The organism is Superficieibacter sp. 1612_C1, assembly GCF_015234305.1.
In the GTDB taxonomy this organism is placed as follows: domain Bacteria; phylum Pseudomonadota; class Gammaproteobacteria; order Enterobacterales; family Enterobacteriaceae; genus Superficieibacter.
In genome coordinates this window covers 693,100-708,193 of sequence record NZ_JADGMI010000001.1, presented here as the reverse complement: position 1 = coordinate 708,193, position 15,094 = coordinate 693,100, and the positions used below count along the sequence as shown (strand labels likewise).

Annotated in this window: 11 protein-coding genes; 3 read left to right on the top strand and 8 right to left on the bottom strand. The window is 55.1% G+C overall.

What is annotated here, in order from left to right; translation table 11 throughout:
- Positions 1–114 precede the first annotated feature (114 nt).
- Complete coding sequence (ompF, locus tag INT84_RS03380) at positions 115–1,185, top strand: porin OmpF (protein ID WP_194205617.1); 1,071 nt, start codon at positions 115–117, stop codon at positions 1,183–1,185.
- Positions 1,186–1,368: 183 nt separating this feature from the next.
- Positions 1,369–2,559: an amino acid aminotransferase gene (locus tag INT84_RS03375; protein ID WP_194205616.1), complete on the top strand. Its 1,191-nt coding sequence runs from the start codon at positions 1,369–1,371 to the stop codon at positions 2,557–2,559.
- Positions 2,560–2,617: 58 nt separating this feature from the next.
- Here the strand turns inward: INT84_RS03375 and INT84_RS03370 are convergent, their stop codons facing one another.
- From INT84_RS03370 to cmoM, 7 genes are all read right to left on the bottom strand, one after another.
- A complete protein-coding gene (locus tag INT84_RS03370; protein WP_194205615.1) occupies positions 2,618–3,265 on the bottom strand; it encodes an MBL fold metallo-hydrolase in 648 nt (215 codons plus the stop codon).
- 27 nt (positions 3,266–3,292) lie between these two features.
- Positions 3,293–3,844 (bottom strand): YcbK family protein, encoded by a 552-nt coding sequence (locus INT84_RS03365; RefSeq protein ID WP_176920656.1) that lies wholly within the window; start codon positions 3,842–3,844, stop codon positions 3,293–3,295.
- A gap of 186 nt (positions 3,845–4,030) precedes the next feature.
- Entirely contained in the window at positions 4,031–5,839 is a 1,809-nt protein-coding gene (gene ldtD, locus INT84_RS03360) for a L,D-transpeptidase (protein ID WP_194205614.1), read from the bottom strand.
- A 174-nt stretch (positions 5,840–6,013) separates the two neighbouring features.
- Complete coding sequence (gene mukB / locus INT84_RS03355; RefSeq protein ID WP_194205613.1) at positions 6,014–10,462, bottom strand: chromosome partition protein MukB; 4,449 nt, start codon at positions 10,460–10,462, stop codon at positions 6,014–6,016.
- A complete protein-coding gene (gene mukE, locus INT84_RS03350; RefSeq protein ID WP_194205612.1) occupies positions 10,462–11,166 on the bottom strand; it encodes a chromosome partition protein MukE in 705 nt (234 codons plus the stop codon). The genes mukB and mukE overlap by 1 nt, the downstream gene beginning before the upstream one ends.
- Positions 11,147–12,469: a chromosome partition protein MukF gene (gene mukF / locus INT84_RS03345; protein ID WP_176920652.1), complete on the bottom strand. Its 1,323-nt coding sequence runs from the start codon at positions 12,467–12,469 to the stop codon at positions 11,147–11,149. Before mukF ends, mukE begins: the two co-directional genes overlap by 20 nt.
- Positions 12,462–13,256, bottom strand: coding sequence for a tRNA uridine 5-oxyacetic acid(34) methyltransferase CmoM (gene cmoM / locus INT84_RS03340; protein ID WP_194205611.1), 795 nt, complete (start codon positions 13,254–13,256; stop codon positions 12,462–12,464). The genes mukF and cmoM overlap by 8 nt, the downstream gene beginning before the upstream one ends.
- 121 nt (positions 13,257–13,377) lie before the next feature.
- Between cmoM and elyC the strand changes: the two genes are divergently transcribed.
- Positions 13,378–14,157 (top strand): envelope biogenesis factor ElyC, encoded by a 780-nt coding sequence (gene elyC / locus INT84_RS03335; protein WP_194205610.1) that lies wholly within the window; start codon positions 13,378–13,380, stop codon positions 14,155–14,157.
- On the opposite strand, the gene INT84_RS03330 is transcribed toward elyC, so the two are convergent.
- On the bottom strand, positions 14,134–15,027 hold the full coding sequence (locus tag INT84_RS03330) for a YcbJ family phosphotransferase (protein ID WP_194206103.1): 894 nt from the start codon (positions 15,025–15,027) through the stop codon (positions 14,134–14,136). The two genes, elyC and INT84_RS03330, sit on opposite strands and share 24 nt — an antisense overlap.
- Between the last annotated feature and the right edge of the window lie 67 nt (positions 15,028–15,094).

Genomic DNA, 15,094 nt, shown 5'->3' with positions numbered 1-15,094 from the left:
CTCAGACACAGAAAGACACCAAACTCTCATCAATGGTTCCGTAAATTTATATTGACAGAATTTATTGGCGGCAGTGGCAGGTGTTCAAAAAAAAACCAATGAGGGTAATAAATAATGATGAAGCGCAATATCCTGGCAGTGGTTATCCCTGCCCTGCTGGTAGCGGGTGCGGCTAACGCTGCTGAAGTTTACAACAAAGATGGCAACAAAGTTGATATCTACGGTAAAGCAGTAGGTCTGCACTACTTCTCTAAAGACAATGGCGATAACAGCTACGGTGGTAACGGCGATCAGACCTATGCCCGTCTTGGTTTCAAAGGGGAAACTCAGATTAATGACCAACTGACCGGTTACGGCCAGTGGGAATATCAGTTCAACGGCAACAACTCCGAAGGTTCTGACGCTCAGGACGGTAACAAAACCCGTCTGGCATTCGCGGGTCTGAAATTCGGCGACGCGGGTTCTTTCGACTACGGTCGTAACTACGGCCTGGTATACGACGCGCTGGGTTACACCGATATGCTGCCTGAGTTCGGCGGCGACACCGCAGGTTCCGACCAGTTCTTCGCTGGCCGTACCGGTGGTCTGGCTACTTACCGTAACTCCAACTTCTTCGGTCTGGTTGACGGCCTGAACTTTGCTGCACAGTACCTGGGCAAAAACGAACGTTCTACCGTTAACCGTTCTAACGGCGACGGCTGGGCTGGCTCTCTGAGCTACGAAGTTGACGGCTTCGGCGTGGTGGGTGCTTACGGTGCCGCTGACCGTACCAATGACCAGGAAGCTCTGGCACTGGGTGACGGCGCGACTGCTGAGCAGTGGGCGACCTCTGTTAAGTATGATGCGAACAACATCTACCTGGCCGGTACTTACAGCGAAACCCGTAACGCAAGCCGTATCCCTGGCGGTTACGCGAACAAAACTGAAGACGTGCTGCTGGTTGCACAGTATCAGTTCGATTTCGGTCTGCGTCCGTCCCTGGGCTACACCAAATCTAAAGCGAAAGATGTTGAAGGCATCGGTGACGTTGACGTAGTGAACTACTTCGAAGTGGGCGCGACCTACTACTTCAACAAAAACATGTCTACCTACGTAGACTACATCATCAACCAGATCGACAGCGACAACGAGCTGGGCATTGGTTCTGATGACACTGTTGCAGTGGGTATCGTTTACCAGTTCTAATCAGAAACTATTCTGTCAGATACTTGAAAAACAGGACTTCGGTCCTGTTTTTTTATGTCCGTCAGCGAAAAATTTTCTCTTGTAAAAAGACCCGCGCTTTTTGTCGCAAACGGTTGGCATTTGCGCCATCTACCGTTAACCTGATAGCGGATCTCCCTTCTGTAATCACAATGGAACTTCGCCATGTTTGAGAACATTACCGCAGCCCCTGCCGACCCTATTCTGGGCCTTGCCGATCTGTTTCGTGCCGATGACCGCCCGACAAAAATCAACCTCGGTATCGGCGTTTATAAAGATGAAACCGGCAAGACGCCGGTACTGACCAGCGTGAAGAAAGCAGAACAATATCTGCTGGAAAACGAAAATACGAAAAACTATCTGGGTATTGACGGTATCCCGGAATTTGGCCGTTGCACGCAGGAATTATTATTCGGTAAAGGCAGTGCCATTGTCAGCGACACGCGTGCGCGCACCGCTCAGACTCCAGGCGGCACGGGCGCACTGCGCGTGGCGGCTGATTTTATCGCCAAAAATACCGACGTTAAACGTATCTGGGTCAGCAATCCGAGCTGGCCGAACCATAAGGGCGTATTTAACGCGGCGGGGCTGGAAGTTCGTGAATACAACTACTATGACGCAGCTAACCATGCTCTCGATTTTGACGGCCTGCTGGCAAGTCTGAACGAGGCACAAGCGGGCGACGTCGTGCTTTTCCACGGTTGCTGCCATAACCCGACCGGTATCGACCCGACGCTGGAACAGTGGCAGCAGCTGGCACAGCTGTCGGTAGAAAAAGGCTGGTTGCCGTTGTTTGATTTCGCCTATCAGGGCTTTGCCCGCGGGCTGGAAGAGGATGCCGAAGGTCTGCGCGCGTTTGCGGCGCTGCATCAGGAGCTGATTGTCGCCAGTTCATTCTCCAAAAACTTCGGCCTGTACAACGAGCGTGTCGGGGCCTGTACGCTGGTGGCGGGTGATGCGGCAACCGCCGATCGCGCGTTCAGCCAGATGAAATCGACCATTCGCGCTAACTACTCCAACCCACCGGCACACGGTGCTGCGGTAGTTGCGACAATCCTCAGTAATGACGCGCTCCGCGCCATCTGGGAGCAGGAGCTGACCGACATGCGCCAGCGCATCCAGCGTATGCGTTTGCTGTTTGTGAATACGCTTCAGGAAAAAGGTGCCAACCGTGACTTCAGCTTTATTACCAGACAGAACGGCATGTTTTCATTCAGCGGTCTGACCAAAGCTCAGGTACTGCGTCTGCGTGAAGAGTTTGGTGTGTATGCGGTGGCATCCGGACGCGTCAACGTTGCCGGGATGACGCCGGATAACATGGCTCCGCTGTGCGAAGCGATTGTCGCGGTGTTATAAGCCTGCGACCATTAAAAATGCCGCATCGGAATGCGGCATTTTTTATAGCAGTACAGCGTTACCAGACCGGCATTTCATCCTGCAGGAAAGGATTATGCAGCCTTTCATGGCCGAGCGTCGACATCGGGCCGTGGCCGGGGATAAAGGTGACGTCATCACCCAACGGCAGCAATTTGCGCTTAATGGCATCAATAAGTTGCCCATGATCGCCGCGCGGGAAATCACTGCGCCCTACTCCACCTTTAAAAATTACGTCACCTGAGACCAGCAAACGGGAAAGCGGATCGAAAAACACGATGTGCCCTGGCGTATGTCCGGGACAATGCAGCACCTCAAGATTCACGTTACCAACGCTCACCTTGTCGCCCTCATTCAGCCAGCGATCCGGCGTCAGCGGCTGACAATCCTCCAGTCCAAACATCCGGCTCTGTGCGGGTAACCCCTGAAGCCAGAACTCATCCTCTTTTTCCGGTCCCACAATCGGTACGCTGTAGAATTCTGCTAACTCCGCAGCGGCTCCAACGTGATCGAGATGTCCATGAGTAAGCAAGATCTGCGTTAGCGTCACGCCGGACGCGGCCACTTCCTGTTTAATGCGTTCGGCATCGCCGCCGGGATCGACCAGCGCCGCCTGTGTTGTCTGCTCACACCAGATCAGTGAACAGTTCTGCGAGAAGGCGGTTACCGGAATAATACGATAGTTCATGCTGCTCCTGTTTCATTAAGCGTTTGATTACCAGTGGCGCACCGGCCCGGTATCAATATGCACAAAGTTGCTGCTCGGGTAATATCCTACACCACCTGAGCGCATAGATAACGCTGCTTTGCGAACATTGCTTAATGAAAGGCCTTCGATATGGAAATCCATTGCCTGGCCTTTGGTGTGGTAGCTGTTTTTTGCCACCCCGCTACTGTGCCTGCGCAGGTCGTCGTTAGTATTCAACGAACGGTAGCCGGAGATAAGCTGCACCGGTTTGCGCGTGCCCAACAGTCCCTGTAAACGGTAAAGCTGATCGAACAACTTCGGATCGATGGACTTTATTTTATTCGCGCGATAGTCGCGGAAAAAATGGTTAAGTTTTGCTAATTCATCCTGAATATAGCCTCTGCCATCGAAAAACTCCGCCTTAATTGACTCACCCGTATGCAGGTTGTTTAACGTCAAAATACGCGGCCGTGGGGTCGAGAGGGTGGCAAATGCAGGCGTCGGTAAGATGGCGGCTGCGCCCAGCGCAACGCCACCTAACGCCAGCAGTTTGCGGCGATTAGCGTCAAATTTGTCCATGATAATCAGGTCTACAGTAAAAGTATTAGTGTTGATAATTTATGCACTTCTGGCGCACGAAAGCACCTTACCGGGCATTATCACTGGCGTCAAGGCTACCAAACCCAGCAAAAACGGGCCATGCAGCGATGCAGGCCCGTTTTTTTACTGATACTTTCGGTACTTAGTTTTTCTGAACTGCTTCATTTACCTGATTAATTGTTCAGCTTTTTCCATAATTTGTGCGCCAGATCGCGCGGTGAGATCATAATTGTAAATATCTGTTCGATACTGCGCTTTGCCATCCGCACCAATAAACGCCGTTAAATAATAGAGATTGACCGGAATAGTTTGCGGAATATTAACGTAGCGGGTATCGCCCTGTTTTAACGCGCCCGAAATGCGGGCGTCATTCCAGCCTGCATCGGTTAATAGCATATTCGCCAGTTCCGCGGCTTTGTTAACGCGAACGCAGCCGGAGCTCAGCGCACGCGCGTCGCGCTGGAACAGGTTATGGTTCGGCGTATCGTGCAGATAAATAGCATCTGAACTTGGCATATTAAATTTATAACGACCAAGCGAGTTATGCGCCCCCGGTGCCTGCTGAAAACGGAACGGTAAATTAGACGGCGTAATGGTCGCCCAGTCTACATTCCACGGATCGATTGTCTCGTTGCTGTTCCAGCCGCGCTTGACCGTATAACCATGACGCTCCAGATACCCCGGATCGTTCCAGACCTTCGGCAGAATGTCCTTACGCGCCAGCGTAGGCGGCACGTTCCACGGCGGGTTAACCACGACGTTATTTAACGCACTGCTCATCATCGGCGTCTTGCGATCGGGACGACCGACGATGACTCGCGAATCCAGCACTGGATCGCCATTCTGATAATACACAAGCGAGTAGGCGGGAATATTCACCATGATGCCGGTAGAGAGTTTGCCCGGCAGCAGTCGCAAACGCTGAATATTAAGCGCTAATACGCCCGCACGTTGCGCAGGTGACACATTCAGCCAGTCACGCGTCGCACCGCCAATAATGCCGTCAGCGCCCAGCCCCTGCCACGCCTGGAAGCGCTTCACCGCGTCCACCAGCGTTTTATCGTACGCCGCGCGCACTGCCTGAGCTGGCTTTTTCGCCTTCGCGTTAGTGTCTGTCGAAGCCGCTGAAGGGCTGACGGCGACATCGCCGGGAAGCGCAATATCAGGACCGCCATCCAGCATACCGTTACGCTCAAGGATTTCTCGCAGCGCCGGAATATCGTTACTCCACTGTCCTGGGCGCAGCGAGGCTTTACCGGTCAGTTGCGGCCACGGACGACGATCTTCCGTCAGCGCAAGCAACGCCTGATGCATCGCCTCATATTGGGAATGCTGCGGGGCAAGCGTGGCGATAAACTGCGGCAGAGAACCGTCGTCCAGCGCCATCTGCCACTGATTGATGACCGACAGCGGCGGCGTTGCCAGCGCGTAAGGTTTGCTACTGTAGAGCCAGCGGTTGCCCTTGACCGGAATACCGCTGACAAAGTGCAGATAGCCCATCATGGCATCGGATAACACGACATCACGCGCCATCCCGGTGACAGCAGGATCGGTCAATAACTGCACCCAGGTGGTAAACTGTGGCTGAAAACCGGCGATGGCCACTTCCGCCAGCTGCTGCTGGAACGCCTTTACCGCCTCGCGGTTTTCCCACATCGGTTTCATTTCTCGCGCGGCATACAGCGATGCCAGCGCATTGAGATAGACGGGCGAGTAACCTGCCGGAAGCAGTGACTCAATCTCGGTACGTCCCGCCTGCGGAGAATGGTTCTCCGGGAAAGCCCGCGCACCGGTCATCATTTCGACGGCACTGGACTGGACCAGCGGCTGTGCGCCTTCGCTCATCGCGGCGACGCTATCTCCGGGAACCACTTCAGGCTCATCAGCCTGAGCGTTGAACAGTGGAGCAAATGCGAAGGCCAGGCACAAACTTAATGCTGACAATCGACGACCATAATTACGCTTTAGCAACATCCCTTGCCCCCTGTTTTGACGATGTCATTTCCGCTTACTTTCAGTATATAAAGACAAAACGGGTTTTGCCTTCCCTAATGTAAAGAAGATTAAAGATATTATCACCGTTCTAAGGTAATACTGAATACAAAAAAGGCGGCATCGCTGCCGCCTTTTTGGTCCTTTTTAGGACTATTACGATGCGTCTGCGGTGCCCGGCAGGGGATCTGGCAACTGCGGCGCAAAGCCACGCAGCCCTACCACGTGTACGTGTTCCGTGTTCTGGAAGACTTTACGTACCAGCTTATAGGTAGTGCCTTTTTCCGGGCTGATGTTTTCCGGCGCAGCGATGATGAGCTGCATTTCAAGACGGTCACACAGTTCAAAAAGCGTGGCAATGGAGCGCGCATCCAGACGCGCTGCTTCGTCGAGGAACAGCAGACGGCACGGCGAAATATCTTTCCCGCGCAGACGACGCGATTCATCTTCCCAGCTCTGCACCACCATCACCAGGATAGACATCCCGGTACCGATCGCTTCACCGGTCGACAATGCCCCGGATTCCGCACGCAACCAGCCGTCAGAACCACGGTTAACTTCCACTTCCATCTCCAGATAGTTGCGGTAGTCCAGCAGTTCCTCACCGATGGTTTGCGGCGTGCGCTGGCCCATGTCGATCTGCGGGTTCAGACGCTGATACAGCTTCGCCAGCGCTTCCGAGAAGGTCAGACGGTTGCTGTTAAACAGATCCTGATGCTGCTCGTGCTGCTCTGAAAGCACATCCAGCAGCGTCGCGTGGGCTTCGCGGACGTTGACATTGAGACGCACGCTGTTGACCTGACCAAAGGAGACGCTTTGCAGCCCCTGGTTGAGCATCCGGATACGGTTCTGCTCGCGCTGAATGGTCTTACGGATAATGTTCGCCGCACTTTTTGAGCTGATCGCCAGTTTCTGCTCGCGGGTGGTCAGCTCTTCCGTCAGACGGCTCAGCTCAATTTCCATCTGCTCGATGGCTTCCACCGGGTCGTCGGTACGAATGATATCCTGGCGGATACGCTCGCGCAGATGCTGATAGACGGCCACGAAGAACTGAATCTTACGCTCTGGACGTTTCGGATCTTCCGACATGCGCAGCACATCGCGCAGATGTTCGTTATCGGCCACCGCCAGACGCAGCGCACCCAGCGCCTTATCCGACATAGAACGCAGCTCATCAGCAGAAAGATAGGCCAGCTCACGACGATGCAGACGACGCTCAACGCCGTTATCTTTCACCAGCCGCATGACCGCACACCAGCCCGCTTTGGCGGTGACCACCTGCTCACGCATGGCGAGGTAGTCACGCTCCAGCGCGCGCAGTTTGCGGGTCAGGTTGTCCATCTCCGCTTCGCAGAAGGTCAATGCTTTTTCCAGCTGATTGCGACGTGCACGGTTATTGCTTAACTGGCTATGCAGTTCATCGCGACGACTACGCGCACGCTCTTCCGCGCCGCTGTCGGCACGTACGCCGATATCCTGCAACTCTTTATGCAGGTCGCCCAGCAGCTCTTTTTTGGTGTCGTACGAGCTTTTCAGCGACGCCAGCACCTGATTGTACTGACTGAGCTGGGCCGCATGCGTGCGCAGCGCATCACGCGTGCGGCTACGTTCGGCCTCCGCCTGCTCAAGACGCTGGCGCAATTTTTCATTCAGATCGCTGTTGCCGCTGAGCATTTCTGCCGAGTCGGAATAGCCAAAGTGCGCCCGGCGCTGGACCACTTCCGTCAGCGCAAACGCCTGCTGGCGAGCTTCACGCTGGGTCTGCTGCGACCAGGCGTAATCTTCTTTGAGCTGTTCAAACTGCTCCGGATCGCTTTGCAGAACGGAGACCAGCGGTTCAAGTTTTGCCAGCTGATTGCCGTGTTGCTGAATAAAGCGCACGGCTTCCTGCGCCTCGTCCAGACGCTCCTGAATTTCATCAACCCGGTCAGCGAGCGTTTCATCCGCCAGCAGGTTCAGGCGCGGCAGAAGACGGTTGAGCTGTGAAACGCCCTCTTTCGCCAGTTCAAATTGCGCGCGCTGCTGCTCGTTGTCACTTTCGTGGCTGGTAAGCCCACGTTCCAGCTCGCCACGGCGAGTGGTTAACTGACGAATTTCCACTTCCGGATCGTCTTTAAAGGCCACCGCCAGATGGCTGCCGATAAAGCGGCTGAAAGCCTGGTGCAGACGCTGGGTCTTCTGCACGTCGAAGGACAGCGTGGCAAAGCGTTCGGAAAGCGTTTCACGCTCGGCGTGCAGGCTTTCAATACGACTTTCGCGCGCGGCGCGACCAAACAGCGGCAGTTCAGGGAAGCGGGAGTAACGCCACTGGCGGTCGGCGATTTTCACCACCACCGCTTTTTCCAGTTCATCGACGGCGAATACGCTATCGTCAAAGGACTGCGGATCGCCCTCGATCAGGTACAGATCTTCCGGGCAATCCTCCAGCCCTTCGAGCTGTTCGGTCAGCAGCGACAGATCCGGCACCACAATCGCATGACGTGACGGCCCGTACAGCGCGGAGAAGTACGGCGCATCTTCGAGGCTGACGTCATCATAAATTTCAGACAGGAGTACGCCGCCAAACCGCTCGGCCAGCGCGTTAAGACGCTGATCTTCCGACCCGCCCGGCTGACTGAGACGCTCAATCTCTTCATCAACGGCATTTTTGCGTGCGCCAACTTCATCACGTAAAACGATAGACTCGCGCTCACGCTCCAGCAGTTGTTGCAGATATTCCGTTACGTCCTGGCTGGTTTCGAAGGTTTCGCCGCACTGATCGGCAAGCTGGTTCAGGCTGCTTTGCGCAGCCAGCCAGACCGGGGCACGCTTTTGCAGCGCCTGAATGCGCGTCTGCGTTTGCTCCAGCTCCTGACGCAGGTTCATGCGTTTTTCGTGGGCGTTTGAGACGCTATCGGAAAGGCTGGCAATACGCGCTTCTAGCTCCTGATGCAGTTCCTCAAGTTCCTCGATATCGTAACGCTTACCCTGGCGCTTGTTGAATTCGGTTAACAGGCGCTCCGCATCCTGCTGCTCGCGCAGCCGCTGCTCCAGCTCGCTCAGGCGGCTACGCAGCGGTTGTGCCTGCTCAGCCAGATGGCGCTGATTGACGCCGTCACGCAGTAATTCACGGGCAATATCCCAGGCTTCATCACGGGCCAGCGGGCCGTTGATGGCTTCCACCAGTTGAAACGCCTGCTCAAATTGCTTGTGCGCACTTTGTGCCACGTTCATCTTCTGTTCCAGCGACAGCAGGCGCTCGGTGGCCTCCTGCTCTTTCGCCTGGAAGGTTTCCAGCCACTCGTCCGCGCTCTCCGCCGTCAGGTCCGGCAGATGGCACAGTTCGCGCGCGCGCTGGAGGGCCTGTAACGCCTGGTTGTACTGAATGGCGCGGGTTTGCTGCACGTCCAGCGCCTGCTGGTAGTCGGCAAGCTGGTTTTTCAGCTCATCCACTTCCAGTTCAGCGGCTTCCGCCCGCGCTTCGTTATCTTCCTGGCGGTCGACCGCTTCGGCGACCACCTCATTCTGCTCTTCGAGACGGATTTGCAACTCTTCCAGGTCCGACTCGTAACGTTCAATTTTTTCCTGCTGGCGCAGCGCGGTTTGTACCAGATTCAGATGATCGCTGGCCGCCTGGTAATCGGCTTCCAGATCGCCTTCTGCACCGTTGTGCTCCTGCAACTCACGCGCCATCTCGACGTGTTTGTACTGCTCCGCCGCCAGTTTCTTACGCGACGTAAATAGTTCACGGCGGAACTCCAGCGCCTTGTCGAGATGGACCCGGCGCTCGTTGGCGTGACGCATATAGTCCGCTGCCACATAGTCTGTTGCTTCGGAAATTAAGTGCTTGAACAGATCGCGATCCGACTGCGTTACGCGAATGGCTTCCAGCGTCATCCGGTTTTCGCGCAGCGCGGCTTCCATATCCTGGAAGGCTTTACGCACGCCGCTATTTTCTGGCAGCAGATAGTCGCGCAGGGAGCGGGTGATTGCGCTGGAGATACCGCCATACAGCGAGGCTTCAATCAGACGATAGTATTTACTGCGGTCTGAGGCCGAGCGCAGACGACGCGCCACCACGCCCAGATCAAACATCAGCGAGTGATAGTCGGTAATGGAGTTAAACTGCTTGAACTGCACGCCTTCCGTCGCTTCAAGTTTCTCTTTCAGCTCCGGAAGCGTTAACACCCGCGCCTGACGCTCGTTTAATGCCTCGGTCAACAGTTCGGTCGGCCCGACTGACATCGGCAGGCCCTGAATGGCAAAAGGTTTGATATCGACTTTGCGATCGCGTCCGGCAACCTGCTGTAATCGGACACCCACCAGCACCCGCTGATGACGGGAGTTGATCACATCCAGCACCGAGTAACATACCCCGGCCTTCAGTTTACCGTGCAGACCTTTATCGCGGGAACCGCTGGTGGCCCCGGCTTCGGTGGTGTTACGGAAATGCAGCAGCGTAAGATCCGGGATCAGCGCCGTGACGAAAGCCGCCATGGTTGTGGATTTACCGGCCCCGTTACCCCCGGATAAGGTGGTGACCAGTTCATCAAGGTCAAAAGTACGGGCAAAAAAGCCGTTCCAGTTAATCAGCGTTAGCGAACGAAACTTACCGCGTTCTAACATTATTCTTCCTCTCCGCTATCAGACTGACTTTCTTCGGCTTCATCATTCAGCTGCAAATGATTTTCAATCGGCATCGCTTCACCGTCACGAATCATTCGCAATTGGGCTTCGCGCGGGTCGTCGCCGCTGCGCACGTCGGCACCAAAGCGGAAAACGGATTCCGTAATGCGAAACTTGCTGCTGTCATGACCCATAAACCACACCATTCCCAGACGGCGCAGGCGGTTAAGCGACGAGCGCACTTTTTCCTGAAGTTTTTGTCGGTCAACGTCAGAACCGGTAGAACGGTTGTTGACCAGCTTCAGCAGCTTGCTCTCTTCTGCCAGGGTGAGCAGTTCATCGTACAGCTCCTGCTGGGTGAAAATGCCTTCGTTAGCCAGCCGTTCCGGGCTGAGATAGAGGTAACAGAGGATTTTACCCACCAACATATCCAGTTCGGAAAGGACCGAACGCGGGATAAGCGTAGTAGAACGCGGACGCAGGTAGAAGAATCCTTCCGGCGCGCGGATCAGCTCTACGTTATAGCGGGCGTAAAACTCTTCCAGATACTCCTGGAAATCCATCAGGAAGGCATGGTTATCCAGCTCGTCAAGACCAATATGGCGACCCGAACGTAGCGCGCTATCCAGCGCCGGAAAAAGCGGGTTGGCCAGAGCCTGTGCCATTTTAACTGGCATCATTTGTTCAATATTTGTCAATGACATGCGCCTGTACCTTGGCTCCGTAATCATTAATTGGCTGCCATTGTGCTTGCAGCCCACTGAAATCTGCTTGTGCAACGCCCAGGCGCACGGCCTGGTCCACAACAATACGCGCCACGTCAAAATGGCGCGCGCGCGGATACTGCGCCAGATACTCGCGCGCAACCAGGCCAAGATCCAACGGCAGGTTTCTGGATTTATAGACTTCCAGCTGCTGTTCAATCATGGCGGCAAGCTGCTCGCGGATCTCGTTAAACTCTTCAAACTCAAGATCTGCCGGAAGCTCACCGGTGACCTCTTCATCACGCAGCGTCATCTCTTCGTCACGCATATCGAGCAGACGGTCGGCGCTGGCGTAGGTCAGCGCCCAGGGGGCATCCAGATAGGTTTGCACCGACTGACGCAGCCGCTGGGCAAAGACGCGGTTTTTATCCATATCAATCGCGGTACGGATAAATTTATGCACGTGACGGTCGTAACCGATCCACAGGTCAATCGCCTGTTGTCCCCAGCTGACGATGCGGTCCAGCTTACTTTGCAGATCGAACACCAGCCGATCGACAAAATTCAGATCGTCACGAGGCAGAATGGCATCCTGAATGAGCAGCAGGTTAGCCTGAAGCTTATCGCCTGCCGCATCCAGTGTATCCTGCAACTCACGCAGCGTACCGGAGGTTTCAGAGAGCAACAGTTCGCAGCTGGAGATCGCTGCCCGCCAGTCTTTGTTCAGCAGTTGGGCGATGTCGTCTTTGACCGACTGTTGCTGTTCATCCATCAAACGCTGGGTGAGATCGATGCTGTCAAAAATCTCCGCCACCGAATATTTCAGTGGGGCATAAACGTTGCGGTGCCAGTGGAACTCATCTCCCCCTTCGACGGCGGCATCGGCGGCGCGTTTTAATTCGCCGGCCACAATCGATAGCTGCATGGACAGCCGCAGGGTGGAAAATTCACGCTGGCGAATATAGTAGTCGGTGATGCCAATTCCCAGCGGCGTCAGGCGGTAAATGGCGTTGCCTTCCGCTTGTTCACTGGTAAAGCGGTTCAGCAGACGTTGACGCACCATATCATTGATGGCGTTATTCGCGCGCACGCCAATGGTTTCGCTGGTTTGCTCAAACGCATCGCTGACGTGACGGAAAGCGTCGATAAGAACGCCCTCCGTCATTTCGCCCTCCAGCCGTTCGCTGTTTAACGTGGCGACAGCCAGCAAAAATGAGAGCCTGTCGACCGGCAACTGAATGGAGAAATCATTTTTTCTGGCCCAGGCAACCAGTTCGGGGACTGTCTGGGAAAATTCACTCATCGGTTATCCTTGCATCTTCCTGCGGTTTACGCGCAGTGACGTGAATGTAACGGCCCAGGCTAATATAGGGTTCCTGACGGCAATAGCGCGTTTCTAATGCCAGCAGCGCGGCGTAGCAATCATGCTGCTGATGTTTTTCGCGCAAATAATCATGAAATACCCGTACGCCGGTTTTCCCGGTAATCTGCCACCCTGCTTCTTCCAGCCAGCCGTAGACCTGCTGCGGATCGCGCGGATAGTCCGGCGAGAGGGTTCGCTTTTTCTTTTTCGGCATTCCCGCCTGCACGTAGTCAAAATTCCCGGCCACCATATTGTGCATCAAAAAACCGTTGGCGTTATAGAACATCAGCGACAGCGCACCGCCGGGACGTAACACCGACCATAACGTTTGCAACATGCGCTGCGGTTCGGCGATCCACTCAAGCACCGCGTGAAACAATATCAGATCAACCGGCGATTCCAAATGCTGAGCGATCTCCTGAGCGGGGCATTGTACAAAATGCATGTTGTCGCTCACACCTTTATCCGCCGCCGCCAGTTTCGCACGCGCGATCATCTCAGCGGAAAGATCGCATAACGTTACGTGATGCCCACGTTCCGCCATTTTAATCGCCGTCTGCCCCTCCCCGCCGCCCGCATCAAGGATGCGCAGCGGACGGTCGCCATATGATGCGAGCAGACTATCGAGATCCTGCCACAGGATCGCCTGACGCAGTTGGCCCTTGGTGGTGCCATAAATATTGCGGGCAAACTTTTCCGCAATGTCATCGAAATTGCGATCCTGCATAACTTCACTCCGCGATCCTGTCAAAGGCGCTATTTTGTCACAGCCGGGCAGAGAATGAAGCAATCTGGTGTAATATCCCGGACAAAGCAAGGTTGTATGGTTAAAAAAGGAGCCACGAAGGATGCTTTTTACGCTAAAAAAGTTCATCGGCGGGATGATGCTGCCCCTGCCTCTGTTACTTTTATTGATTGGCTGCGGCGTGCTGCTGGTCTGGTTCAGTCGTTTTCAAAAAACCGGCAAATCATTTATTACCCTCGGCTGGCTGGTGCTCCTGCTGCTGAGTCTGCAACCCGTAGCAGACAGTTTACTCCGTCCGATTGAAAATAAATACGCCACCTGGCACGGCCGCGAGCAGGCTCAGTACGTGGTGGTATTGGGTGGCGGGTATACGTGGAATCCGCAGTGGGCCCCGAGTTCAAATCTGATTAACAATAGTTTGCCGCGGCTGAATGAGGGAATACGGTTATGGCGTGCGAATCAGGGATCAAAGCTGATTTTTACCGGGGGCGTCGCGGTGAGTAATAATGTCAGTACCGCTGAGGTTGGGGCCAGAGTCGCCGAAAGCCTTGGCGTACCGCGCAGCGACATTATTACCCTCGACCAACCGAAAGATACGGAAGAAGAAGCCGCTGCGGTTAAAAAGGCCATCGGTGATGCGCCTTTCCTGCTGGTAACGTCCGCCTCGCATCTGCCGCGCGCGATGATTTTCTTTGAGCACGTCGGTCTGCATCCGCTTCCCGCCCCCGCGAATCAGCTGGCGATTGATTCACCGCTTAATCCCTGGGAGCGGGCGATCCCTTCCCCGGTGTGGCTGGGCCACAGCGACCGCGTCGCGTATGAAACCCTGGGCCGTGTCTGGCAATGGTTAAAAGGCGCGTCAGGTGAGCCAGGGCACGAGTGATTTTGCCGCCAGATCGAACCGGGCGCGGTCAAAGCGTCCGGTATTCACCAGCTGCGCCACTTCATCCCACAACAGATAGAGCCAGCGCCGCCAGAGAAAGGCTTCCGCTACCGGCGCACGTTGCAGGTAATGCCACAGCAGATCTTCTGCCAGCCGGTTATCCGCCAGGCGAAACAGCTCATACTCTCGCGGAGCCCACAGCATGATGCCCGGCCCGACCATCGCCAGCAGTTGATCGGTACGCGCATCTTTAAGCATGCTCATCAACGTCAGATTACCGTGTACCAGCACGCAGTTGTCGTTAAAGCCTTCAAACAGCGACGGCAGGCATTCGCGGGCGCGAAACAGCAGCCGCTTATCCTGCATGGTTAACCCGGTATTATTATAAAGATTGAGCGTGCTCCAGAGCATTTCGACCCGCTGGCGATACCACTGCGGCCACAGGTTTTCCTGGGTATTATCCACCATCCCTACGCAGCCACGGCTATCCTGACGATGCCACGCCAGCAGACCCTCGACGATTTGATCTTTCAGTTGCTCCCAGCGCTGGGGGGTACGCGCGGGCGCTTCCACCGGCACGCCACGTAACCGTTCAATCAGTAAGACATCCGGCCCCGGATGCTCTTCATGGGTAAGTACCCCATAGACCACGGGCATTCTTACCGTGCCGCTACGCGCCAGCATGGATACCTTCCAGGCAAGCTGTCTGGCAAGGCCCGGCGTGGTGAAGCTTTTCGCCATCAACGGCATAGGGTTGCCCTGCGAATCGTATAACGACCACAGCGAAGAGTCGGCTTTCTCATTGACGCATTCCAGCCGACTGAGTTTTTCACCTAACAGGTGGCTTAATTCGGCACGCAATTGTTCCATCACGGATAACCCTTATGAATGTTACTGATTTCATAATGAGCGCCTGAAGGCAGGATGTCACCGGGTA

What these genes read in the sequence shown, in the direction of transcription:
- mukF (WP_176920652.1), bottom strand. Translation starts at nt 12,469, where the DNA reads ATGAGTGAATTTTCCCAGACAGTCCCCGAACTGGTTGCCTGGGCCAGA.
- ompF (WP_194205617.1), top strand. Translation starts at nt 115, where the DNA reads ATGATGAAGCGCAATATCCTGGCAGTGGTTATCCCTGCCCTGCTGGTA.
- mukE (WP_194205612.1), bottom strand. Translation starts at nt 11,166, where the DNA reads ATGTCATTGACAAATATTGAACAAATGATGCCAGTTAAAATGGCACAG.
- INT84_RS03365 (WP_176920656.1), bottom strand. Translation starts at nt 3,844, where the DNA reads ATGGACAAATTTGACGCTAATCGCCGCAAACTGCTGGCGTTAGGTGGC.
- INT84_RS03375 (WP_194205616.1), top strand. Translation starts at nt 1,369, where the DNA reads ATGTTTGAGAACATTACCGCAGCCCCTGCCGACCCTATTCTGGGCCTT.
- cmoM (WP_194205611.1), bottom strand. Translation starts at nt 13,256, where the DNA reads ATGCAGGATCGCAATTTCGATGACATTGCGGAAAAGTTTGCCCGCAAT.
- INT84_RS03370 (WP_194205615.1), bottom strand. Translation starts at nt 3,265, where the DNA reads ATGAACTATCGTATTATTCCGGTAACCGCCTTCTCGCAGAACTGTTCA.
- mukB (WP_194205613.1), bottom strand. Translation starts at nt 10,462, where the DNA reads ATGTTAGAACGCGGTAAGTTTCGTTCGCTAACGCTGATTAACTGGAAC.
- ldtD (WP_194205614.1), bottom strand. Translation starts at nt 5,839, where the DNA reads ATGTTGCTAAAGCGTAATTATGGTCGTCGATTGTCAGCATTAAGTTTG.
- elyC (WP_194205610.1), top strand. Translation starts at nt 13,378, where the DNA reads ATGCTTTTTACGCTAAAAAAGTTCATCGGCGGGATGATGCTGCCCCTG.
- INT84_RS03330 (WP_194206103.1), bottom strand. Translation starts at nt 15,027, where the DNA reads ATGGAACAATTGCGTGCCGAATTAAGCCACCTGTTAGGTGAAAAACTC.